20 protein-coding genes are annotated in these 23,592 nt (G+C 61.0%); 6 read left to right on the top strand and 14 right to left on the bottom strand.

Annotated features, from left to right (window positions below; genetic code table 11):
- Positions 1 to 54 precede the first annotated feature (54 nt).
- The 3 genes from mgtA to G5315_RS07710 form a co-directional block, all read right to left on the bottom strand.
- Positions 55 to 2,817 (bottom strand): magnesium-translocating P-type ATPase, encoded by a 2,763-nt coding sequence (gene mgtA / locus G5315_RS07720; RefSeq protein WP_421332843.1) that lies wholly within the window; start codon positions 2,815 to 2,817, stop codon positions 55 to 57.
- A gap of 1,220 nt (positions 2,818 to 4,037) precedes the next feature.
- Complete coding sequence (gene ompA / locus G5315_RS07715; protein WP_216952325.1) at positions 4,038 to 5,132, bottom strand: porin OmpA; 1,095 nt, start codon at positions 5,130 to 5,132, stop codon at positions 4,038 to 4,040.
- Positions 5,133 to 5,258: 126 nt separating this feature from the next.
- The gene (locus G5315_RS07710; RefSeq protein ID WP_182963048.1) at positions 5,259 to 5,825 is read right to left on the bottom strand and encodes a TetR/AcrR family transcriptional regulator; all 567 of its coding nucleotides are present in this window, start codon (positions 5,823 to 5,825) and stop codon (positions 5,259 to 5,261) included.
- 76 nt (positions 5,826 to 5,901) lie between these two features.
- Between G5315_RS07710 and G5315_RS07705 the strand changes: the two genes are divergently transcribed.
- Positions 5,902 to 6,354, top strand: coding sequence for an HPP family protein (locus tag G5315_RS07705; RefSeq protein WP_227342965.1), 453 nt, complete (start codon positions 5,902 to 5,904; stop codon positions 6,352 to 6,354).
- Positions 6,355 to 6,403: 49 nt separating this feature from the next.
- Here G5315_RS07705 and ilvA read toward each other — a convergent pair whose 3' ends face one another.
- From ilvA to ilvG, 5 genes are all read right to left on the bottom strand, one after another.
- The gene (gene ilvA, locus G5315_RS07700; RefSeq protein ID WP_167570662.1) at positions 6,404 to 7,924 is read right to left on the bottom strand and encodes a threonine ammonia-lyase, biosynthetic; all 1,521 of its coding nucleotides are present in this window, start codon (positions 7,922 to 7,924) and stop codon (positions 6,404 to 6,406) included.
- 3 nt (positions 7,925 to 7,927) lie between these two features.
- Entirely contained in the window at positions 7,928 to 9,769 is a 1,842-nt protein-coding gene (gene ilvD, locus G5315_RS07695) for a dihydroxy-acid dehydratase (RefSeq protein WP_421209105.1), read from the bottom strand.
- Positions 9,770 to 9,914: 145 nt separating this feature from the next.
- Positions 9,915 to 10,859 (bottom strand): branched-chain amino acid transaminase, encoded by a 945-nt coding sequence (locus tag G5315_RS07690; RefSeq protein ID WP_421332842.1) that lies wholly within the window; start codon positions 10,857 to 10,859, stop codon positions 9,915 to 9,917.
- A gap of 12 nt (positions 10,860 to 10,871) precedes the next feature.
- Positions 10,872 to 11,123 (bottom strand): acetolactate synthase 2 small subunit, encoded by a 252-nt coding sequence (gene ilvM, locus G5315_RS07685; protein WP_005306810.1) that lies wholly within the window; start codon positions 11,121 to 11,123, stop codon positions 10,872 to 10,874.
- Positions 11,120 to 12,766: an acetolactate synthase 2 catalytic subunit gene (gene ilvG / locus G5315_RS07680; protein WP_421332841.1), complete on the bottom strand. Its 1,647-nt coding sequence runs from the start codon at positions 12,764 to 12,766 to the stop codon at positions 11,120 to 11,122. The genes ilvM and ilvG overlap by 4 nt, the downstream gene beginning before the upstream one ends.
- Before the next feature lie 384 nt (positions 12,767 to 13,150).
- Between ilvG and G5315_RS07675 the strand changes: the two genes are divergently transcribed.
- From G5315_RS07675 to G5315_RS07665, 3 genes are all read left to right on the top strand, one after another.
- A complete protein-coding gene (locus G5315_RS07675; RefSeq protein WP_421332840.1) occupies positions 13,151 to 14,665 on the top strand; it encodes a YifB family Mg chelatase-like AAA ATPase in 1,515 nt (504 codons plus the stop codon).
- Positions 14,666 to 14,791: 126 nt separating this feature from the next.
- On the top strand, positions 14,792 to 15,691 hold the full coding sequence (locus G5315_RS07670) for an acyltransferase (RefSeq protein ID WP_421332839.1): 900 nt from the start codon (positions 14,792 to 14,794) through the stop codon (positions 15,689 to 15,691).
- A 6-nt stretch (positions 15,692 to 15,697) separates the two neighbouring features.
- Complete coding sequence (locus tag G5315_RS07665) at positions 15,698 to 16,663, top strand: acyltransferase (RefSeq protein WP_201953900.1); 966 nt, start codon at positions 15,698 to 15,700, stop codon at positions 16,661 to 16,663.
- On the opposite strand, the gene G5315_RS07660 is transcribed toward G5315_RS07665, so the two are convergent.
- Together G5315_RS07660 and G5315_RS07655 are read right to left on the bottom strand one after the other, a co-directional pair.
- On the bottom strand, positions 16,588 to 17,094 hold the full coding sequence (locus tag G5315_RS07660) for a DUF523 domain-containing protein (protein WP_201953897.1): 507 nt from the start codon (positions 17,092 to 17,094) through the stop codon (positions 16,588 to 16,590). The genes G5315_RS07665 and G5315_RS07660 overlap by 76 nt on opposite strands.
- Complete coding sequence (locus G5315_RS07655; protein WP_421332838.1) at positions 17,091 to 17,741, bottom strand: NUDIX hydrolase; 651 nt, start codon at positions 17,739 to 17,741, stop codon at positions 17,091 to 17,093. Before G5315_RS07655 ends, G5315_RS07660 begins: the two co-directional genes overlap by 4 nt.
- A gap of 74 nt (positions 17,742 to 17,815) precedes the next feature.
- Here G5315_RS07655 and G5315_RS07650 point away from each other — a divergent pair, with 74 nt between their 5' ends.
- Together G5315_RS07650 and pncB are read left to right on the top strand one after the other, a co-directional pair.
- Positions 17,816 to 18,451 (top strand): nicotinamidase, encoded by a 636-nt coding sequence (locus tag G5315_RS07650; protein ID WP_005356142.1) that lies wholly within the window; start codon positions 17,816 to 17,818, stop codon positions 18,449 to 18,451.
- Positions 18,452 to 18,540: 89 nt separating this feature from the next.
- A complete protein-coding gene (gene pncB, locus G5315_RS07645; protein ID WP_042062464.1) occupies positions 18,541 to 19,719 on the top strand; it encodes a nicotinate phosphoribosyltransferase in 1,179 nt (392 codons plus the stop codon).
- Positions 19,720 to 19,791: 72 nt separating this feature from the next.
- On the opposite strand, the gene G5315_RS07640 is transcribed toward pncB, so the two are convergent.
- From G5315_RS07640 to G5315_RS07625, 4 genes are all read right to left on the bottom strand, one after another.
- Positions 19,792 to 20,400, bottom strand: a complete 609-nt coding sequence (locus G5315_RS07640) for a thiol:disulfide interchange protein DsbA/DsbL (RefSeq protein ID WP_005339604.1) — start codon at positions 20,398 to 20,400, stop codon at positions 19,792 to 19,794.
- A 229-nt stretch (positions 20,401 to 20,629) separates the two neighbouring features.
- On the bottom strand, positions 20,630 to 21,619 hold the full coding sequence (locus G5315_RS07635) for a serine/threonine protein kinase (protein ID WP_075111952.1): 990 nt from the start codon (positions 21,617 to 21,619) through the stop codon (positions 20,630 to 20,632).
- Positions 21,620 to 21,718: 99 nt separating this feature from the next.
- Positions 21,719 to 23,170 (bottom strand): cytochrome c oxidase accessory protein CcoG, encoded by a 1,452-nt coding sequence (gene ccoG / locus G5315_RS07630; RefSeq protein WP_005357450.1) that lies wholly within the window; start codon positions 23,168 to 23,170, stop codon positions 21,719 to 21,721.
- 155 nt (positions 23,171 to 23,325) lie between these two features.
- Entirely contained in the window at positions 23,326 to 23,589 is a 264-nt protein-coding gene (locus tag G5315_RS07625; RefSeq protein WP_005339598.1) for a YihD family protein, read from the bottom strand.
- Positions 23,590 to 23,592: the final 3 nt, after the last annotated feature.

The raw sequence follows: 23,592 nt of genomic DNA, 5'->3' as shown, positions 1-23,592 counted from the left end.
GCTCTCTTTTTTCTCTCGCGCCGGGATCACACCGGCCCGTCAGCTAGCACGTCATCAGAACCACTGGCCGTGGCGCTTGATGTAGATGGTCTTGACGGTCTGGGTCAGCCCCATGTAGGCCAGCATGGTGATCACCAGCCACATGAAGTACTTGGGCCCATCCAGAGTGATGAAGCCGAAGTGCTCAGCCACAGGCGAGAAGGGCAGGTAGCAACCGATGGCAATGGCGATCGAGGTGGAGAGCAGTACCGGCAGGGTAGCGGTACTCTGCAGGAACGGGATCTTGCGGGTACGCAGCATATGTACCACCAGCGTCTGCGACACCAGCCCCTCGATAAACCAGCCGGAGTTCATGATGGCCTGACCGTTGACCAGCGGATCCATGCTGCCGTTGGCGGTGGCATAGAGGGCACCGGCACCGAACACGAACCACATCAGGCAGTAGGTGCTGATATCGAACACCGACGAGGTCGGGCCAAGCCAGAGCATGAAGCGCTTGATGTTGCTCGCCTCCCACTTGCGCGGCCGCTTGAGGAACTCGGGGTCCATCTTGTCCCACGGCAGCAGCATCTGGGAGACGTCATACACCAGATTCTGGATCAGCATCTGCATCGCCAGCATGGGTGCCCAGGGCAGCCAGGCGGAGGCGACCAGCACCGAGAAGACGTTGCCGAAGTTGGAGCTGGCGGTCATGTTGAGGTACTTGAGGATGTTGCCAAAGGTCTCGCGCCCCTTGATCACCCCCTCCTCCAGCACCATCAGGCTCTTCTCCAGCAGGATGATGTCGGCAGTCTCCTTGGCAATGTCAGCACCGCTGTCCACCGAGATCCCCACGTCCGCATCCCGCAGCGCCGGGGCATCGTTGATGCCGTCGCCAAGGAAACCGACGGTGTTGCCGTTGGCCTGCAGTGCCTTCACCACCCGCGACTTCTGCAGCGGGGTGAGCTTGGCGAAGATGGTGGTCTGTTTGACCGCCTCGCACAGCGCCACGTCGTCCATCCCTTCGATATCCTTGCCGAGCAGCGGCACGCCGGGCTCCAGCCCTACGTCACGACACACCTTGCTGGTGATGATGGGATTGTCACCGGTCAGCACCTTGACCGCCACACCATAGTCGTTCAGCGCACGGATGGCCGGTGCGGCCGAATCCTTGGGCGGATCGAAGAAGGTGAGGAAGCCGCGCACCACCAGATTGACCTCATCACTGGTACGATAGCTCTGCTTGCACTCGCCTGCCGAGATCTCGCGGGTCGCCACGATCAATACCCGATAGCCCTCGGCATTGAACTCCTCGCTCTGGCGCAGCAGGGCAAGGCGATCGGCGTCGGTCAGATCCCGCACCTCCTGGCCATCGGCGATCTGGCTGGAGACGGCCAGCATCTCTTCCACCGCCCCCTTGGAGACCATCAGCTGCTGGCCACGCTCATCCTGTACGATCACCGACAGACGGCGGCGCACGAAGTCGAATGGCAACTCATCCACCTTGCTGTAACCAGCCGGCTTGCAGCCAGCTCCCAGCACATCGGCATGCTCGATCACCGCGATGTCCATCAGGTTCTTCATGCCGCTCTGATGATAACTGTTGAGCCAGGCCAGCTGCAGGATCCGATCGTCCCGGTTGCCACGCACGTCGTAGTGGTGCTCGAGGATGATCTTGTCCTGGGTCAGGGTACCTGTCTTGTCGGTGCAGAGCACGTCCATGGCACCGAAGTTCTGCACCGAGTTGAGCCGTTTGACCACCACCTTGCGCTTGGCCATGGCCACCGCCCCTCGCGCCAGGTTGGCGGAGACGATCATCGGCAGCATCTCGGGGGTGAGCCCTACCGCCACCGCCAGCGCGAAGGTGAGCGCCGACATCCAGTCACCACTGCTGATACCACTGAGCATAAAGACGATGGGCACCATCACCAGCATGAAGCGGATCAGCAGCCTGGTGACGCTGTTGACGCCGCGATCGAAACTGGTCTCGATGCGCTTGTGGCTCACCACGTTGCGGGCCAGCGAACCGAAGTAGGTGTCGCTGCCGGTGGCCACCACCACAGCCTTGGCTGTACCGCTCACCACGTTGGTGCCCATGAAGCAGATGTTGGGCTGATCGAGCAACCCCACGTCCCCTGTGCTGTTGCCGTCTGCCGACTTCTCGGCCACAGCTCCCAGAGTGTCATACTTCTCTACCGGCAGTGCTTCACCGGTCAGCACCGCCTGGCTGATGAAGAGATCGCGGGATTCAATCAGCTTGATGTCGGCGGGGATCATGTCTCCCGCCTGCAAGTGCACTATGTCTCCGGCCACCAGCTCGGTCATTGCCACCTCCTTGCGCTGGGGGGTAGCGCCCGGCGAGGGACGACGCTGTACAGTGGCAGTGTTGCGCACCAGTGACTTGAGCGCCTCGGCCGCCTTGGCGGAACGGTACTCCTGCCAGAAGCGCAGCAGACCGCTCAGGCCCACCATGACACCGAGGATGATCACCTTGACCCAGTCCTCATCACCCGGCTCGGCCATCAGCACGTCCATCACGTAACTGACCAGCCCAAGCACCATCAAGACCATCACAAACGGGTTTTTGAACGCCTGCAGCAGCTGGATCAATGGATGGGGCGGCTTGTCGTGGGTCACCTCGTTGGGGCCAAACTGGACCAGACGGTTGGCCGCCTCGGTCGCGGTCAGGCCGTCGATATTGCCGCGCACGGCAGTGAGGGTGTATTCGAGGGACTTGTCGGCCTCGTCGAGCACCCGGGAGGAGAGCTTCTCATTGGCACGGCCCGGGGCGACGAACCCCTGTTGCTTGTGCCGGCTGGCAGTATGTTGTTGCTTCATAACTTTAAATCCTGATTTTCGCTTGCAGAAGGGCCCTGTCGCGGGCCAGGCCAGGCGTCAGTACTGATATCGAAAGCTGTGAACCCGACTCGTTGCCGGCACGCTCAACTGGCGCGCACGGGGCGGCTCGTCAGACAAATGTCTGCCGTCGAGCTAACCTGCATGGTTGGGTCAGATCAGGGGTCAGAACACCGCATCCCGTCCCCGCAGGGGGGATCAGGAGTGGGGAGACGTGAACCCCGAGGGTCGAGGTTTGGGCTCTTCGGTCATACGATATCCTCCGAGTGGGGTGGAGAGAGGGCCGGACGAACCATGGACAGCGATACACACTGTCGTTGGCAGGCATGGCCGCGAGTCTGCATTATCAGCGGACCAATCCGGTGATCCCGCAACTAGAGCGGCATCACCCATAAAGAAAATCAGGATTAAGACAGTTTGAAATAACTGGATGCGGGCAGGAAATAGTATCAGTGATATCTGGCGGGTAAGAACATCGGAGAAAACCACGCCTATAGAAATATTACAGCGCGACCCTTGCCACCGCCGAAATATATTAATCAATCACATCATTTATTTTAATGTGCAACCTGCCATATCGAAAACGAAATAGTTTTCAATATGAGATTATCCATCTTGTTATTTTACGCTTGATCCCTTCCCGACCACGGCACGGATGCATGGTTCCGACGCTGTGACGGCCCTGACGGGCAGTACCGGGATGCATGATGAAGCGTTCAATTGCAGGGGTCGCGAGGCGCGCATGGCTCGCAGATGAGCGGAACGATCCAGATTTACAACCGTAATCCCTGATGAAGGCGGGATAAAGAGGTTGTGAGAGTCGATGCTGACTCATATAGATGCTGCACTCTATGCTTGTGATTCGAGCAATCAGAGTGAGAGAGAAGATAAAATATTCGGCCTCAGCTCTGGTAAACCCGCATCGCGATTTGCAATCGGCTACAACTGTCGCAGTCCATAATATTTACCTGTCTATTGATAACACGCAGAGATTCTAACCAAAAGAATCTTCAGGCGCAAAGTTTAATTCTATTTTTTATCCTGTAATTTCCTGGAAATATAATAACTATTCCTATTAGGAAAAGATTCGATAACTCATGATGTTGGCAAATCAGGTCTGCACCACCATCCGATCACGCTGACCATAGAAAACGGGAGGCCTGGCCTCCCGTTCTTCTCGAATCCCATCTCTAGCCGCAGCATCACTGCGCCGGCTGGGAAACCCCCTCCAGATGGATTTCAACCCGACGATCCGGTGCCAGACAGGCAATCAGCTCCTGTTTGGAACGGCTGGCGCAGTTGTTGCCAGTAACCGGATTGGCCTTGCCACGCCCTTCGACCCGCACCTTGTCAGCATACAAGCCTTTGGCTACCAGATAGCTGGCCACGCTCTGGGCCCGCTTCTCGGAGAGGGCCAGGTTGTAGTTGTCGGAGCCGATGCGGTCGGTATAACCGACCACGGTCGCGACGCCATCCTTCGGATTGGCCGCCACAATCTGGCTGAACAGGGCATCGAGCGCCTGGCTGGCGGCAGGTTTCAGGGTCGCCTTGTTGAACTCGAACAGCACATCGGAACTAAGGCTGAAGGTCTTGGGCTCCACCACCACAGCCGGGGCAGGCTCGGCTGCCGGAGCTGGCGCCGGCACAGCAACCTCACCACCTTGCTGACCGAAACGATAGAGCATGCCGAACGAGATCAGGCCGTTATCCAGCTCGATGCCTGAGCGATCGAGAGAGGCATCTCCCAGCGGCGTAGTGTACTGGTACTCCAGACGGGCGGCCCAGTCACGATCGATGGCGTACTCGGCACCCAGCGCCCCGACAAATGCGGCGCCATGCTTTTTACCGGTCTCGCTGCTATTGGCGAAGCTGATCTCGCTATCCGTCCAGGCATAGGCACCGCCGAGCCGGCCATAAAGATCGAGCACATTCGTTGCCGGGAAGCTGATCTTCATGGTGGCCTGAATCATCTGGCTCTTGGCTTCGGTATTGAGGGTATTGGCGCCGGTGCCCGAGGTGGTGTCGTATTTGCCAAGCCAGTCATAACCCAGCTCGAACCCCAGGTTGGGGTTGAGCTGGTAACCGGCGAACAGACCCAGACCCAGATCATCCGTGTTCTCGCTGGTATTACCCAACGTCTGGGCAATCGACTCGGCATACTGGTTGTGGTCAACGCCATAGTAATTGGACCAACCGGCCTTGCCACCGACATACCAGGTATTGTCCTGAGCAGCGGCCTGCACGGCTCCGGCCGCCAGCAAACCACTGACCAATACGGCAAGCATGGATTTATTCATATTTTCGCCTCTGCAATAAGTCGTTATGGGCGCCTGAGTGCGCACTCTTCCCTGTGTGAAGCCGTCAGGCGGCCTCTCCGCTATTCAGGGTATCCCATCCGAACGCAGCCTCAAATGACCAGCATCTCAGGAGTGTGAAGCGGCCTGCATTATCGCGCCATCGTCGGCCAAAATGGTCTTTGCCAGCATTCTGGCCTGCTCCAACGCCAGTGGCTGCTGATAGCTGTGAGCCATCACGATCGCCCCCTCCAGCAACAGGCAAAGCTCGGTGGCCTGTGCCAGAGAACAGTTGAGCTGGTTTATCACCCAGCCCAATAACGCCTGCTTGTGGGCCATCACCAGCTTGCGCACCGGATGGCGTGGGTCGGCAAACTCGGCGCTGGCGTTGATAAAGTTGCAGCCATAGAAATCAGAGCGGCCAAACCACGCCGCGAAACCATCGAACAGCGCCTGGAGGCGAGCTTCACGTCCGCTCACACCGGCCAGCCGCTGGTCAAGCAAGGCGAAGAACTCCCGGTCACGAGCGAGCAGCACCTCCTCAATCAAGGCATCCTTGGTCGGGAAGTGGCGATAGAGGGTGCGCTTGGTACTCCCCGCCTCGGCCCAGATGCGATCTATGCCGGTGGCATGAAAGCCATGACGGTTGAACAGACGGTAGGCCGTCGCCACCAGTTGTTGACGCTTCTCACTCATGATTTGCCTCTTGAAGTACACCGATCTGTCTACCTAATGTGCCTAATCAGTTCTGGCAAACCAAGAGGAAAGCATGATGACAAAATGGTATGGCCCGTTATGGGCAGGTGTGGGCGCCGCACTCACCATCGGCATATTGGGATGGCTCAATCTGAGCTGGCATGTCGCGCTAGTCATGGCACCTTTCGGGGCCAGCTGTGTGTTGTTGTTTTCCCTGCCAGATAGTCCGCTGGCGCGCCCCAAAAACGTGCTGGGTGGACACCTGCTGACGGCCTGCGTCGGACTGGTCATCGGCCTGCTTCCCCTCCCTGCTGAAATGCAGATGGCTCTGGCAACCGGGCTGGCCATCGCCCTGATGCAGGGACTGAATATTCTTCACCCTCCGGCGGGCGCCAATCCCTTGCTGATCCTGATGACAGGACAAGAGCCAGCCTTCCTGTGGCAAACGGTGCTGCCCGGCACCCTGCTGCTGATGGCACTGGCCCATGGATTTCAATGGCTCAGACAGAAGTTCCCAATTGCAGCCTAAAAACAGAGGGAGGACAACGCCTCCCTCCTGCTTCATCGCGATCCCGCCATCAACTAGCCAGGAATAGCCGGTAGGCGGGGTCGTCGCTCACCTCTTTCCAGCCGTAGCCAATCTCGCGCAGGTAGTCGTGGAAGGCTGCCACGTCCTCGTCCGGCAGCTCGAAGGCGCAGAGCACCCGGCCGTAGTCGGCACCGTGGTTGCGGTAGTGGAACAGGCTGATGTTCCAGCGACAGCCGAGGGTCTCGAGGAAACGCATCAGAGCGCCAGGCTGCTCCGGAAACTTGAAGCTGTAAAGGCGCTCACCAAGGGGCCGGGCCGGGCGGCCGCCAATCATGTAACGCACGTGGTTCTTGGCCAGCTCGCTCTCGGTCATGTTGACCACCGGATAGCCGTTGCCACCGAGCTGATCGATGATCTGGCCCAGCTCCTCGTCACCGCCGGTGAGGCGCACCGAGACGAACAGCGACGCCTGCTCGGCATCCGCATAGCGATAGTTGAACTCGGTCACCATGCGCGGCCCGAGCTGACGGCAGAAGTCGAGGAAGGCCCCCTTGCGCTCGGGGATGGTCACCGCCAGCATGCCCTCGCGCTTCTCGCCGATCTCGCAGCGCTCCGACACGTAACGCAGGCTGTGGAAGTTGACGTTGGCACCGGACAAAATGGCCGCCATCCGGCCCCCCTTGACCTGCTCCCGCTCGCTGTAGGCCTTGAGGCCGGCCAGCGACAGGGCGCCCGAGGGCTCGGCGATGGCGCGGCAGTCGTCGAAAATGTCTTTCAGCGCGGCGCAGATCTGGTCGTTGGAGACGGTCACCACCTCGTCCAGATACTGGTTGCACAGCCGGAAGGTCTCCTCGCCGATGCGCTTAACCGCCACCCCGTCGGCAAATAGCGAGACCCGCTCCAGATTGACCGGCTCGCCGGCCGCCAGCGCGGCCTTGAGACAGGCAGACCCTTCAGCCTCCACCCCGATCACCTTCACATCCGGCAGCAGCTGCTTGATATAGACCGCCACCCCGGCGGCCAGTCCGCCGCCACCCACCGGCACGAAGACGTGGGTGAGGTGGGTATCCTGCTCCAGCAGCTCCTTGCCGATGGTGCCCTGCCCGGCGATCACCTCGACGTCATCAAACGGCGGGATCAGGGTGTAACCCTCCAGCTCGGAGAGGCGGCGGCTCTCGCCGTAGGCCTCGTCGAAACTGTTGCCAAACAGCATGACGTTGCCGCCCTGCCGGCGCACCGCGTCGATCTTGATATCCGGCGTGGTCTTGGGCATCACGATGATCGCCTTGATGCCGAGCTTGGCGGCCGACAGGGCGACCCCCTGTGCGTGGTTGCCAGCAGAGGCGGCGATAACGCCGCGCGCCTTCTGCTCCTCGGTCAGGGTGGCGATCTTGTGATAGGCGCCGCGCAGCTTGAAGGAGTGGACCGGTTGCAGATCCTCCCGCTTCAGGCTGACATGGTTGCCGAGCCGCTCGGAAAGTTTCTTCAGGGTTTGCAGGGGGGTCACCCGCGCCGCCTCATAGACGGGGGAGAGCAACACCTTGCGTAGATAATCCGCCGCAGAGACCATGATTTATTCCCCCAGCATCGAGCGATCGCGAACCGCGCCCTTGTCGGCACTGGTGGCGAACATGGCGTAGGCGCGCAGGGCAAAGGAGACCTGACGCTGACGATCGAGCGGCTTCCAGCCACGGGCTTCCACGGCGACGCGGCGGGCGGCCAGCACGCTGTCGGCCACCTCCAGCACCATGCTGCGGGCCGGGATATTGATGCTGATGATGTCGCCATCCTCCACCAGACCTATGGTGCCGCCAGAGGCTGCTTCCGGCGAGACGTGGCCGATGGAGAGGCCCGAGGTACCGCCGGAGAAGCGGCCGTCGGTGATCAGGGCGCACGCCTTGCCGAGCCCCATGGACTTGAGATAAGTGGTGGGGTAGAGCATCTCCTGCATGCCCGGCCCCCCTTTCGGCCCTTCGTAGCGGATCACCACTACCTCGCCTGCTTTCACGGTACCATCGAGGATGCCGCTCACCGCGCTCTCCTGACTCTCGAATACCCGGGCCGGGCCACGGAAGGTGAGGTTCTCCTCATCCACCCCGGCAGTCTTGACGATGGCGCCGTTGACCGCGAGGTTGCCGGAAAGCACGGCGAGGCCGCCCTCCTGGCTGTAAGCGTTGTCCAGCGAGCGGATGCAGCCTTCGGCGCGGTCCAGATCCAGCTCCGGCCAGCGGCAATCCTGACTGAACGCCTTGGTGGTGCGGATCCCGGCCGGCCCGGCGCGGTAGAAGTCCACCACCTCCTGACTCGGCTGGCGGCTGACGTCATATTCATTGAGCTGTTCGACGAGGGAGCAACCCAGCACGGTACGGGTATCCCCATGCACCAGGCCCGCTTTTTCCAGCTGACCCAGAATGGCGACCACGCCACCGGCACGGTGCACATCTTCCATATGGTATTTCTGGGTAGAAGGCGCCACCTTGCAGAGCTGCGGCACCTTGCGCGACATGCGGTCGATGTCGGCCATGGTGAAGTCGACGCCCGCCTCCTGGGCCGCCGCCAGCAGGTGCAGCACGGTATTGGTGGAGCCACCCATGGCGATGTCGAGCGCCATGGCGTTCTCGAACGCCGCCTTGGTGGCGATGTTGCGCGGCAGTGCCGAGGCATCGTCCTGCTCATACCAGCGTTTGGCCAAAGTCACGATGCGCTGGCCCGCCAGCTTGAACAGCTGCTCGCGGTCGCTGTGGGTCGCCAGCAGCGAGCCGTTACCCGGCTGGGAGAGACCCAGCGCCTCGGTCAGACAGTTCATGGAGTTGGCGGTGAACATGCCGGAGCAGGAGCCGCAGGTGGGGCAGGCACTGCGCTCCACCTGTTCGCTCTGGGCGTCGGAAACCTTGGGGTCGGCGCCCTGGATCATGGCGTCCACCAGGTCCAGCTTGATGATCTGGTCGGAGAGCTTGGTCTTGCCCGCTTCCATCGGGCCGCCGGAGACGAAGATCACCGGGATGTTGATGCGCAGGGCGGCCATCAGCATCCCCGGAGTGATCTTGTCGCAGTTGGAGATGCAGACCATGGCGTCGGCGCAGTGGGCGTTGACCATGTACTCCACCGAATCCGCGATAAGCTCGCGCGACGGCAGGGAGTAGAGCATGCCGCCGTGGCCCATGGCGATGCCGTCATCCACGGCGATGGTGTTGAACTCCTTGGCGACGCCGCCAGCGGCTTCAATCTCGCGCGCAACCAGCTGGCCCAGATCCTTGAGGTGGACATGGCCCGGTACGAACTGGGTGAAGGAGTTGACCACGGCGATGATGGGCTTGCCGAAATCCTGATCGGTCATTCCGGTGGCGCGCCACAGGGCGCGGGCCCCGGCCATGTTACGTCCGTGGGTGGTGGTGGCGGATCTCAACTTCGGCATGTCTCTACTCCCTGAATGCCCAGCGGGCTCATTATCTTTGGAAATGAAAAAGTGACTCTCGGATCGGGAATCGATCCTGGTGAGGACACAGCGCAGTGCCCTGACCGGAAGCGACTCGGGGAGGCATGACGCCTCCCCTCTCTCATCAGTCGTTGACGGGCGTCAGCCAGCCCCACTTGTCTTCGGTCTGGCCATTGAACAGGCCGAAGAAGGCGTTCTGCAGCTGTTCGGTCACCGGGCCGCGGCAACCGGCCCCCACCTTCATCCGATCGACGGAACGCACCGGCGTCACCTCGGCCGCCGTGCCGGTCATGAAGATCTCGTCTGCGACATAGAGCGCCTCGCGGGGCAGCGCCTGCTCGCGCACCTCGTAACCCAGATCCCGGGCCAGCGTCATGATGGTGTCACGGGTGATGCCGGGCAGGATGGCGGCGGTAGCGGGCGGGGTAAACAGCATGCCGTTCTTCACCAGGAACAGATTCTCCCCCGCCCCTTCGCTCAGGTAGCCGTTCACATCCAGCGCCAGCCCCTCGGCGAAGCCGTTGCGTTTGGCCTCGCGGCTGATCAGCTGGGAGGAGAGATAGTTGCCGCCCGCCTTGGCGCCGGTGGGAATGGTGTTGGGAGCGAGCCGGTTCCAGGAGGTGACGCACACATCCACCCCGTTTTTCAGCCCCTCTTCTCCCAGATAGGCGCCCCACGGCAGGGCGGCCACCATCAGGTCAGCCTTGGCATCCAGCGGCGGATGCAGCCCCAGCCCCACGTTGCCGACAAAGGCCAGCGGGCGCAGATAGCCGCTCTTCAGGCCGTTCTCGCGCACCACGGTGCGGCAGGCTTCATTTACGTCGGCCTCGCTGTAGGGAACGTCCATCCAGTAGATCTTGGCGGAGTCGAACAGGCGGCGGGTGTGCTCCTGCAGGCGGAAGATGCAGGTGCCCTTGGGGGTATCGTAAGCGCGCACCCCTTCGAACACCGAGGAGCCGTAGTGCAGGGCGTGGCTCATCACGTGCACCTGGGCATCCTGCCAGGGCACCAGTTTGCCGTTGAACCAGATGTATTGCGGGTGAGTGGCGGATTGGGAAGGCTGTGACATTGGCTTGGCTCCTTAAGCTCTGATCCGGGGTTGCTGTTCCAGTGCATCGACCCGGGAAACGTCCACCAGCTTCACCAGCTGGCTCCACAACTGCTGGATGGGACGCACCGACTCGACAGTAACCGTGATCCGCAGTTGTTGGCAATCCTGCTCCATGTTGAGGGCGCAGAGGTTGAAACCGCGGTGACGAACCACCCGCAGCACCCGCTCCATCACTTCGGGTCTGGGCTGGGCATGGATTTGCAAGGTATTGAACTGACTCATGGGCGTTGCTCCATCATCTTGTGGTTGGCGACTCCCGGCGGAACCAGGGGCCAGACGTTTTCTTCCTCTGAAATAGCCACATGCAGCAGATAGGCGCCTTCGCTTGCCAGCAGGCGATCGAGGGCACCGGCTATCTGCTCCTTGCATGTGATGGTCTCGCCCGGAATGCCGAAGGCGGCAGCCAGGGCGACGAAATCAGGGTTATCGGAGAGGATGGTCTCGCTGTAGCGGCCGTCGAAAAACAGCTCCTGCCACTGGCGCACCATGCCGAGACGCTGGTTATCCAGTAGCACCATCTTCACCTTGAGCTGGGCCCGGCGGATGGTGCCGAGCTCCTGCACGTTCATCATGAAAGAGCCATCACCGCTCACCAGTACCACTTCATCCTCCGAGCGCGACATCTTGGCCCCGATGGCGGCAGGCAGGCCGAAACCCATGGTGCCGAGACCGGCGCTGGAGAGGTGGTTGCGCGGGCTGGTGAAACGCATGTGCTGGGCCACCCACATCTGATGCTGACCCACGTCGCAGGCCACCACGCTGCTCTCCGGCAGCCGGGCAGAGAGCTGCTTGAGCAGGGCCGGGGCGTAGATGGCCTGACCCGGGTGGTCGTAGCGGAACGCATACTCGCGGGCCATGTTCGCGCAGTGTCCACGCCAAGGGTCGATGGAGAGGGACATGGCGAGGCGCGGCAACACCTGTTTGAGATCCGTGGTGATCCCCACCTCGGCGGCGCGGCGCTTGCCGAACTCGGCAGCATCCACATCGAGATGGATCACCTTGGCCTCGGGGGCGAACTCCTCCAGCTTGCCAGTCACCCGATCATCGAAACGAGCCCCTACCACCAGCAGCAGATCGCACTGCTGCACCGCATAGTTGGCAGCCTTGGTGCCGTGCATGCCGAGCATGCCCAGATAAACGGGGCTGTCGGGGTCGAGTGCGCCGATCCCCTTGAGGGTGGTGACCGCTGGCATGCCGGTTGCGGCAGCAAAGTCGCGCAATTGCTGCTCGGCATTGGCCATGCCCACTCCGCCACCGACGTAAAGCACCGGACGCTCGGCGGCAGCCAGCAGGGTGCGGGCTGCGGTCAGCTCCGAGGGGATTAGCGCTTCCGGTTCTTCCACCGCAAACAGCGGGCTCTGGGCAGGCACCGCGGCCAGTTGCACATCCTTGGGGAGATCGATCAGCACAGGGCCGGGGCGACCTTCGGTGGCGATAGCGAAAGCCTCTGCCAACACCCGCCCCAGATCGGCGGCATCGGTCACCATGAAGGAGTGCTTGGTGCAGGAGAGGGACATGCCGAGCACGTCGACCTCCTGAAACGCATCGGTACCGATGGCGGAACAGGGCACCTGACCGCTGATGGCCACCAGCGGCACCGAATCGAGCAGCGCCTCTGCCAGACCGGTCACCAGATTGGTGGCGCCGGGGCCGGAGGTGGCGATGCAGACGCCCACCTGACCGGAGGCGCGGGCGTAGCCCACCGCCGCCATGGCGGCGCCCTGCTCGTGGCGGCAGAGCTGATGGGCCAGACCACCGTCATACAGGGCATCGTAGACCGGCATGATGGCCCCGCCCGGGTAACCAAACACCTGAGTCACACCCTGTTTCTTGAGAGCCTGTACCAAAAACTGCGCGCCATTCATGTGGAAAATCCTGTCCTTTGGTCGAAAAAAAACCCCCGAGCTGTGAGGCTCGGGGGTCGCTTGTTTCGTTCTGTCCGGTGGTGGGTCTATCCCTTGTTCCGTGCAGCTAAACGAGCCCCGAGCGGTGAGATAATAATCACCACTAGGACCACAATAATGCTGACGAAACGGGAGGCCATGTTCATAGTTACAACCGGAAATCCTGTGAAATTGGGGCGGTTTCTACCGCGAATGGCTATTAGAACTAGCACGGTGATTTTTATTGGGCAAGCCTTTTTTCTGTGACAACCCACTGATTTTGGCTATTCCTCAGCCGGAACTCTGGAATAAAAAACCAACAACAAGCAGTTAGTCAGAACATATATCAACTCAAGGACGGGATTTATGTCATTAGCTGTGGTTTATAGCCGTGCCAGCCTCGGGATCGCGGCCCCGCAAGTTACAGTGGAAGTTCACCTCTCCAACGGCCTGCCCGCCTTCAACATGGTCGGCCTGCCGGAAACCTCGGTGAAGGAGTCGCGGGATCGGGTGCGCAGCGCCCTGCTCAACGGCAATTTCGAGTTCCCGAGCAAACACATCACGGTCAATCTGGCTCCCGCCGATCTACCCAAGGAGGGGGGCCGTTTTGATCTGGCCATCGCCATCGGTATTCTCGCTGCTTCCAAGCAGATACCGGCAAAATATCTGCTCGATCACGAATTCTTAGGGGAGTTGGCCCTGACAGGCGAAATTCGTCCCGTGCTCGGGGTGTTGCCCGCCGTACTCGCCTGCCGGGATGCGGGGCGCACACTGCTGGTACCGCGAGAGAACGGCCCGGAAGCCTCTCTCATTCAGGATGCCGAGGTGCGCACCGCCCATCAGCTGCTGGCCGTCACAGCTTGGCTGGCAGGCCAGTACGAACTGCCGCTGCCGGCTCCCCAAAGCGCGGAGAGCCTGCCAGATGTGCCGGACCTGCAGGATGTGATCGGCCAGTCACAGGCCAAGCGGGCGCTGGAGATCGCCGCCGCCGGCAGCCACAACCTGCTGTTCATCGGCCCGCCCGGCACCGGCAAGAGCATGCTGGCGAGCCGATTGCCCGGCATCTTGCCGCCGCTCAGCGAGCAGGAAGCGCAGCAGACCGCCGCCATCCACTCCATCGGCGGCCTCACTCCGCGCGCCGGTCGCTGGCACCACAGACCCTATCGCACGCCCCACCACAGTGCCTCCGCAGTGGCGCTGGTGGGTGGTGGCAGCCACCCGCGGCCCGGCGAAATTTCGCTGGCCCACAACGGGGTGCTGTTTCTCGACGAACTGCCCGAGTTCGAGCGCAAGGTGCTCGACTCCCTGCGCGAGCCGCTGGAGACGGGCCACATCACCATCAGCCGGGCCGCCCGTCAGGTGGATTTCCCCGCCCGCTTCCAGCTGGTGGGCGCCATGAATCCCAGCCCCTGTGGCCACTATGGCGATGGCCAAACCCGCTCCAGCCCGGATCAGATCCTGCGCTACCTCGGCAAGCTCTCCGGCCCCTTTCTCGACCGCTTCGACCTGACAGTGGAGGTGCCGCTGCTGCCCAAGGGGAGCCTGACCGGCAAGGCGGAACGGGGAGAGTCGAGCCAGCAGATCCGCGATCGGGTACTGGTGGCGAGAGAGCGCATGCTGAGTCGCAACGGCAAGCTCAACAACCTGCTGGATAGCCGCGAGATTGAGGATATTTGCCGACTATCACCACAAGATGCCGAATTTTTGGAGAACGCCATCCAGAAGCTGGGGCTCAGCATCCGGGCCTGGCATCGCATCCTGCGGGTGTCACGCACCATCGCCGATCTGGCCGGGCAACCCGCCATCGGCAAGGAGCATCTTATCGAGGCGCTCGGTTATCGCGCCATGGACAGGCTGCTGTCGCGATTGCGCAGCAGCTGACAGAAGGGAAAGGGTAAGTCCAACCCCGTAACGGCTCTGAATGGTCTCACGGGCAATCGGCTGATATTATGGCCACAGATCTGACCACTTGATGGCCCTTTATCGACAGCAAGACGGACCCGACTCATGCCCAACAAGCTGACAGAGCGACTGCGCGGCAGCCTCTCCACCCTGCTCTATTTTTTCAACACCCTCTTCTGGTTTGTCCCCATCTTCTCGCTGGGTCTGCTCAAGCTCCTGCTCCCCCTCAAGGGGTGGCGCACCCTCTGCAACTGGCTGCTCGATGGCTGTGCCAGCTGCTGGATCGGTTTCAACAATCTGATCCAGAAAACCATCATCAAAACCCCTTTCGAGGTGGTCGGAGTGGACAAAGGGCACCGGAATGAGTGGTATATGGTGATTGCCAACCATCAATCCTGGGTCGACATACTGGTACTGCAGCGGGTTTTTAACCAAAAAATCCCCTTCCTGAAGTTTTTCCTCAAGAAAGAGCTGATTTGGGTACCTTTTCTCGGTCTGGCATGGTGGGCGCTCGACTTCCCCTTCATGCGGCGATATTCCAGGAAATTTCTGGAAAAGCATCCCCATCTGAAGGGAAAAGATATAGAAACAACCCGTAAAGCCTGTGCCAGGTTCCGCCACATTCCAGTGAGTGTGATGAACTTCGTCGAAGGCACCCGCTTCACCAAGGGCAAACATCAGAAGCAGGGTTCGCCCTATCGTCACCTGCTCCACCCGAGAGCAGGCGGCATCGCCTTTACCCTGGCAGCCATGGGTGACCAGTTGCATCAACTGGTGGATGTCACCATCGCCTATCCGGACGGCATCCCCAGCTACTGGGACTTCATGTGTGGCCGGGTCGGGCAAATCAAGGTTCAGGTCCGCTATTTGCCGATCGACCGCAAGCTGGTGGGGGATTACTTCAATGACCCCGAGTTCCAACAAGAGTTTCAACAGTGGTTGAACGGGATCTGGCACGAAAAGGACCAGACCCTGAGCCAACTGCTGGCAACCAAGGCGCAGTAAACATTCATGCTATCCCTGCTTCCCGGCCCGCTGGTGCTGATCATCAGCGCGGGCCTGACCATCCTTTTCACCGCCTTGTGCGCCAGTCTGATCCTGCTGGTGTCGCTGGCCAAACTGTTGCTGCCGATCCCGGCCTTTGGCCGTGCCTGCAGCCGGCTCAACAACCGCTTCATGAGACTGTGGCTGGCCTGCAATGCGCTGGTGATCCGCCTCACCACCCGTATTGACTGGCAGGTGGAGGACAATACCAAGCTGCGCAAGGATGGCTGGTATCTCATCATCAGCAACCATATGAGCTGGACCGATATCGTGGTGCTCGGCCACCTGTTCCGGGATAGGCTGCCGGTGCCCAAGTTCTTCATGAAGCACGAGCTCATCTACATCCCGCTGCTGGGGCTCGCCTGCTGGGGGCTCGATATGCCCTTTATGCGTCGCTACTCACGGGAGTTTTTGCTGAAGAACCCGCACCTGCGCGGCAAGGATATCGAGACCACCCGCAACGCCTGCGAGAAGTTTCGCCACATCCCCACTACCGTCATCAACTTCGTGGAAGGAACCCGCTTCACCGAGCAGAAACGGGACGCATCACGCTCCCGCTACCGCCATCTGATGCCGCCCAAGGCGGCGGGGCTGGCCTTTACGTTGGCCGCCATGGGCGAGCAGTTCGACAGCCTGATCAACGTCACCATCCGCTATCCGGAAAACGCCGAGACCCCGTTCAAGGACTTCCTGATGGGGCGGGTAAAACGCATTCAGGTGCGGATTGAAGAGCTGCCGGTGGATGAGGCGCTGATTGGGGATTACTTCAACGACAAGCAGTTCAAACGCGGTTTTCAGGAGTGGCTAAACCAGCGCTGGCAGGAGAAAGACGAGGTGCTGGAGGGGTGGCAGAGCGGTCAGGTGCCGCTGCCGGTTGCCGCCAAATCCGGGGAGGAATCCAAAGAGAGCGCAGAAGCCAACTCGGCCAACTGATTTTCGGAAAAGACAGCAATCCCGTGGCGGCGCAGCAGGGCGGTGGTCTTGCCCTCGCCCGCCACAGAGACCCCCTCAAAGCGGCCGTTATAGATACGGCCGCTGCCACATGAGGGGCTCCCCTCTTTCAGCAGCGCGAAGCGAATGCCCTGCGTCTGACAGATTTCCAGCGCCAGCTCGGCGCCACGGTCGAACTCGGCAGTCACATCCAGCCCGCTCGCCGTCACTACCCGCTCACCCTGCTGCTCTGCAGGAGGGCGCGGGGTCGGCAAACCGCCCGCCACTTCGGGGCAGAAGGCCAGCACCCGCCCCTCGGCACCCAGCTCACTCAGCCAGTCGCTGACGATCCCCTTGCATTGACCATCGTAGCGCACCGGCTGACCCAGCAGGCAGGCACTCACCAGCACCTTGTGCACACCGGTCTCACTCATGCTTCCGCTCCGTGCATCACCTGATCGAACATCACGCAGCAGGGGCTCTCCAGCCGGTAGAGGATGGCGGGGCGCTGTTTGCCGGTGCGCTTGCGGCCGGTATCAACCAGAATGTCGGCGCGATGGATCCGCTTGCGAAATGCCGCCGTATTCATGGGTGTTTGCAGGATGATTTCGAAGGCGCGCTGCACCTCGGAGAGGGTGAACTCGGGCCCCAGCAGTTGCAGCGGCAGGGTGCTGTAGCGGCTCTTGATCCGCAGCCGCTCCAACCCCTTGGCGATGAGCTGAACATGGTCGAAGGCGAGGCTCAGCCCCGGCAGGTTGGCGAGCGGATGCCAGCAACCGTGGATCGCTTCCACTTCCGGATCGACCAGACAGAGATAGACCAGGGTCGTGGACCAGCCGCGGGGATCCCGCTCCAGATTGCCGAGGGTGCAGACCTGCTCGCTGTAGCAGTGACCGAGCCCCCACTCCGCCAGCAGACGGCGCTGGGCGGCATCCAGATCCCGATCCTGGGTCTCGTCGATGCGCAGCGCCGGCAGTTGCCAGCAGTGGGCAAAGGGGGGGCGATCGCGGCTCTCGAGCAGTAGCTCGAGCCGCTCCTCATGCAACCGCAGCACCACCATATCCAGACTCATTCTCAGCATGCCGATCGCCCTGCTCGCCTTCCATTAATGTTTGGTAGATAATATCACACGAATAGTATGTGCAGGAGCCAATCATGGGAACCGTCGCCAGCCTGGATATTGATGCGCAGAAGGGCTTTACCCCCCTCTGCCCGAACGAACTGCCCGTTGCGGGCGGTGATGATATTGTGGCTGCGCTAAACGCTCAGGCCACCCTCGCCACGCTGCGGATCGGCAGCAAAGACTCTCACCCTGCCAATGCCGACTGGGCCGTTTCTGACCCCGCAGGCATGCTGCTGCCGCTGGATCTGCCCAACGCCGACCTCACCTGGCCGGTTCACTGCGTACCGGGCAGCAAGGGCTTCGAGCTGCTCGACGGCCTGCCCGCCCCCATCGACTATGACTTCTTCGTCTGGAAGGGGGTCGAGCCGGATCTGCATCCCTACGGCACCTGCTTCCACGACCTGGCTGAACGGCGCAGCACCGGACTCATCGAATTCCTGCAAGCCCGCCAGGTCGATACCGTACTGGTCGGCGGCCTCGCCACCGACTACTGTGTCAAAACCAGCGTGCTGCAACTGCGCCGCGCCGGTTTCCGGGTGATCGTCCATCTCGATGCCTGTCGTGGCATCGCCCCCGCGACGGTTGCCAGCGCCCACACCCAGATGATCGAGGCAGGGGCCGAACTGGCCCAGACCCTGATCGATGTACAACGCCTGCTGGACGCCTGATATGCCCCTCATCCTCACCAGCCTGTCCGATAGCGGCGCCTGCAATTTACCTATGCAACTGGCGTTCGCCCGCCTGCGGGGAGCCTGATATGCCACCGATTCTTACCAGCCTGCTCGACACCGACGCCTACAAGCTGCATATGCAGCAGGCGGTGTTCCATCGCTATCCGGATGCCGAGGTGGTGGCCGAGTTTCACAGCCGCAATGAAGAGGATCTGCTGCCCATGATGGGGCAGATCGAGGAGCAACTGCGCCTCGCCGGATCCCTGCGACTGACCAAGCCCGAGCTCGATTTTCTGGCCGAGCGCCCCTTCTTCACCCCTGACTACCTCGACCACCTGCGCCGCAAGCCGCTCGACGCCTCCTTGCTCAAAGTGTTCGAGCAGGATGGCCGCATCAATGTGCGGGTCGAGGGCCCCTGGCAGGATGTGATCCTGTGGGAAATCCCGGTGCTCGCCATCATCAGCGAGATGCGCAACCGCTTCCGCTACCCCCAGTTCGGCGTCAGTCATGCGCTGGAGCGGCTCGATCAGAAGATCGACAAGCTGGAGAAGGAGCTGAGCCGCGACGAGATGAGCGAGTTCAACCTCATCGACTTCGGCACCCGCCGCCGCTTCTCCCACGCGGTACAGGATGCGGTAGTTGGTCGCCTCAAGGAGCGGCTGCCGGCGTTTCGCGGCACCAGCAACTACATGCTGGCCCAGAAGTACAAGCTGCCCGCGGTCGGCACCCAGGCCCATGAGTGGTTTCAGGCGCACCAGCAGCTCGGCTTCCCGCTGGAGCACAGCCAGCGCGCTGCCCTCACCAGCTGGCTGGACGAGTTCACCGACCATCTCGGCATCGCCCTGACCGACTGCATCACCATGGATGCCTTCCTGCGGGACTTCGACTTTGAGCTGGCCAGCAGCTACCAGGGCTTGCGCCACGACTCCGGCGATCCCGTAGTGTGGGGCGAGAAGGCGATCAGCCACTATCAGCGGCTCGGCATCGATCCTACCGACAAGACCCTGGTCTTCTCCGACGGGCTCAACCTCGACAAGGCGGTGCAGCTGTTCCGCCACTTCCGTGGACGCATCAATACCAGCTTCGGCATCGGCACCAAGCTCACCTGCGATCTGCCCGGTGTCAGCCCGATGAACATCGTCTTCAAGCTGATCGAGTGCAATGGCGGCCCGGTTGCCAAGATCTCCGACAGCCCGGGCAAGACCCTCTGCCGGGATGCGGAGTTCATCCGCAACCTCAAACAGGCGTTCCACGTCGGGGTCTGATCTTCGAGATCGCCAGAAGACAAAAAGCCCGCCGGTTCGCACCGGCGGGCTTTTTTATCGACTCAAGGGGTATCAGTCTTTCTTGGCCAGCAGGAACTGCACCAGCTTGTTGAACTGCTCTTGAGAGGTGATGGATTCAATCTTCACCATGTACTTTCCGTTCACCAGGAAGGCCGGTACACCGCGAATGTTGTAACTCTCGGTGTTGCGATCGAACTGGGAGACCATGCCGGAGACGGCGAAGCTGTCGACGGCACCGTCGAACTCTTCAGCCGGTACGCCGTTGTCCACGAAGATCTTCTTCACGTCGTCACGGCTCATCGGCGGCTGACGCTGGGTGTGGATCTTGGTGAAGATGGCCGGAGTCAGCTTGGCTTCGGCATTGAGCAGGCTGGCAACGGCATAGGCACGCTGCATCTCGGGGCCCATCTCGCGACCGAGGAAAGCAACCGGGTTCTTCTTGAGGGGCACACCCTCTGGCAACCCGGCCTTCAACTGTTCAACGATCGGTTCGAAGGTAGCGCAGTGCGGGCAGTAGTAGGAGAAAAACTCCATCACTTCCGGCTGGGCACTGCCAGTCTGTTTGACCACATCGTAGTTGACGCCTTCCTTGAACTCGGGGGCGGCGTGAACCATGGGGATCATCAGCATGGCAGCAAGGAAAAATAGAACTTTTTTCATGATGTTTCCTGTTAAGGGATCACTGTGAGGCACGCCCGGCGAACCGAAGCAGTGCCAAGCCTATTGTTTCGCCATGCTAACGTCAATGGTCAGGGCCGGAGATCGAGTCCCCCTTGCCGCACAAGATCCCATCTATTTCACCAGTTTGGCATCAGACTCAACGGCGGCGCCTTGAGTACTTCCAGCTGATCGTGCCAAAGGTGGGGCTATCTGCTGGCCGCCGGATAAGTTACCACCCCGGCATAAGGGTCAACGGCGGTGCCTTCAGCGCCTCCAGCTGATCGTGCAGGGTCGCTATCTGTTGACGCCAGTAGTGATCGGTATTGAACCAGGGGAAGTGACGGGGGAAGGCGGGATCTTCCCAGCGCCGCGCCAGCCACGCCATGTAGTGAACGATGCGCATCGCTCGCAGCGGCTCGATCAGCGCCAGCTCCCGCGAGTCGAACTCCATAAACTCCTCGTAGCCCGCCAGCAGGGTGTCGAGCTGGATCTGCTGCTCGTGGCGCTCGCCGCTCAGCATCATCCAGAGATCCTGAATCGCGGGGCCGGTACGGCAATCATCGAGGTCGACAAACATGGGGCCATCGCGCCAGAGGATGTTACCCGGGTGGCAATCGCCATGCAGGGAGATCTGCGCCACATCCAGGGTCATGGCGTCGCTGACATGTTTGATCAGCTCGTCGAGTACCCCGAAGAATTGCTTCGCCAGCCCGCTTGGCAGCCATTCGCCAGACGCCAGCAGCTGACGCGGTTCATGCAGCATGCTCTCCACATCGAGTCGCACCCGATGGTGGAACGGCTTGCTGGCGCCGATCTGATGAATGCGGCCGAGGAAACGCCCCACCCACTCCAGTTGATCGAGATTATCCACCTCGAACTGGCGGCCACCGACGCTCTGCCAGATGGCAAAGGGGTAGCCCTCGTGCTCCAGCAGGGTCTCGCCCGCGAAGGCGAGCGGCGCGGCGACCGGGATCTCAGCCTCTGCGAGACGGGTGGCAAACTCGTGCTCCTCGAGGATCTGGGCCCGGCTCCAACGGCCGGGACGGTAGAACTTCACCACATAGCGGCGACGATCCTCATCCTGAAACTGGTAGACCCGGTTTTCGTAGCTGTTGAGCTCGATAAGGCCGGAGTCGAGCCGCAGGCCACTGAGATCGAGCGCATCCATGATGAGGTCGGGATTGAGGTCGGAATAGTTGAAACGCATGTCATCCACCATAAGAAAGGGGCGCCGTTGCGCCCCATTCTATCACTACTGACCGGCATTGCCGTGCTCGCTGGTGACCGGACTGTTGCCACGGCCCGCAGTCACGCGCAGTTACAACCGGCTGATAAACTTGCTGCCCTGGCGCAGGTTGCCCTTGCTGTCATCGGGCGCCGCCCCCTCCCGTTTCAGCACGAACTGGATATCCAGCGCCGGCCGTTTCAGGTTGTAGGGATCGACCGCCAGACTGACCGGCAGGGTGTAGATCTCGCCCGCCTTCAGGGTCACTTCACGGGGGCCGAACCACTGATACTCGGGCAAGCCCTCCACATCCAGCTGGTAGGTCTGGGACTGCAGGGTCTTGTTGAGGATCTTGAGGGTGTAGGTGTTCTCGATAAGCCCCTCGCTGTTTTCGCGGAACAGCTGGTTGCGATCCCGCAGGATATCGAGCCCCATCGGCATGATGGACATGGCGTTGTAGACAAATACCCCCAGCATCACCGCCATCACCAGCCCGTAACCAATCAGCTTGGGCCGCGCCACATGAGTGGAGTCGTTGGCCAGCTTGTGCTCGGTGGTGTAGCTGATGAGCCCTTTCGGGTAGCCCATCCGCTCCATGGTCTGGTCACAGGCATCAACGCAGGCGCCGCAGTTGATGCACTCGTACTGCAGGCCATCGCGGATGTCGATACCGGTCGGGCAAACCTGCACGCAGAGATCGCAGTCGATACAGTCACCCAATCCCATCGCCTTGGGATCCGCCTTGCGGGAGCGGGCGCCACGGGTCTCGCCACGCTTGGTGTCATAGCCGACGATGAAGGTGTCCTTGTCGAACATGGCGGACTGGAAGCGGGCGTAGGGGCACATGTGGATACACATAATGGCGCGCATCCAGCCTGCGTTGCCGTAGGTGATGATGGTGAAGAAGATCACCCAGAACAGCACCCATCCGCTGGCCTGCAGGGTGAAGAGGTCCGGCACCAGTTCAGTCACATCCTGGAAGTAGGCGACGAAGGTCAGGCCGGTTACCAGCGAGATCGCCAGCCAGGCCAGATGCTTGGCCCCCTTGCGAGCCAGCTTCTCGCCGCTCCAGGGCGCCTCGTCCAGCTTGCGCCGTTTGTTGGCGGGCCCTTCCAGCTTCTCTTCAAACCAGATGAACATGAAGGTCCAGACCGTCTGCGGGCAGAGATAGCCACACCAGACCCGACCGAGGAAGGTGGTAATAAAGAAGAGTCCGAAGGCGGCGATCATGAAGAGCCAGGCGAGCAGGGTCAGATCCTGCGGCCAGATGGTGGCGCCAAAGATATGGAACTGCTGGTGACCGAGGTCGAACAGCACCGCCTGTCGCCCGTCGTAACGCAGCCAGGGCAGCAGCACGAACAGCGCCACAAAGAACCAGCCCATGGCCTTGCGCATCCGCTGCCAATACCCTTTCTGGGCCCGCACATAGATGCGGTTGCCTGGGTTGAATCTGTCGTCGCTGGCTTTGAACGTATTGGGGTTGAAGGTCCCGGTTACGCCCTTGTCGGTGACATCCTTGATATCGATTTTGTCGTGATCGGCCATTGCAAGACATCGCTCCCTTATTTGTTATGGAGCGGATTATATCTTAAACGGCATGCTAATTGTGTGGATTAGATGTATCTAATATTGGGGTTGGATCGCAATTTTCGGCAACAAAAAAGCGCATCACCACGAGGTGATGCGCTTCCGCTAAAGATTCACTTGATTCCGCGCGCCTTGAGCAGCGCCTCTTTGAAATCGGGCACATGATCCTTGGCCAGACCGGGGATCATCGCCTGCTTGTCGGATTCCCGCATCTTGAGGTGATAGATCAGCATGTCGTCGGTCAGCTCGGACAGAGGCCCTTCAAATCCCGCTTCTTGGGCCAGTTTGGCAACAAACTGCACCAGGCTGAGATCCTGTTCCTTGATCCAGGCAGGCTGCAACAACTCCAGCAGCTCTTCGATACGATGACATTGCATAGA

It is taken from the genome of Aeromonas sp. 603607 (genome assembly GCF_049171595.1).
GTDB classification, from domain to species: domain Bacteria; phylum Pseudomonadota; class Gammaproteobacteria; order Enterobacterales; family Aeromonadaceae; genus Aeromonas; species Aeromonas veronii.
This window is presented reverse-complemented; position numbering and strand designations above follow the sequence as displayed.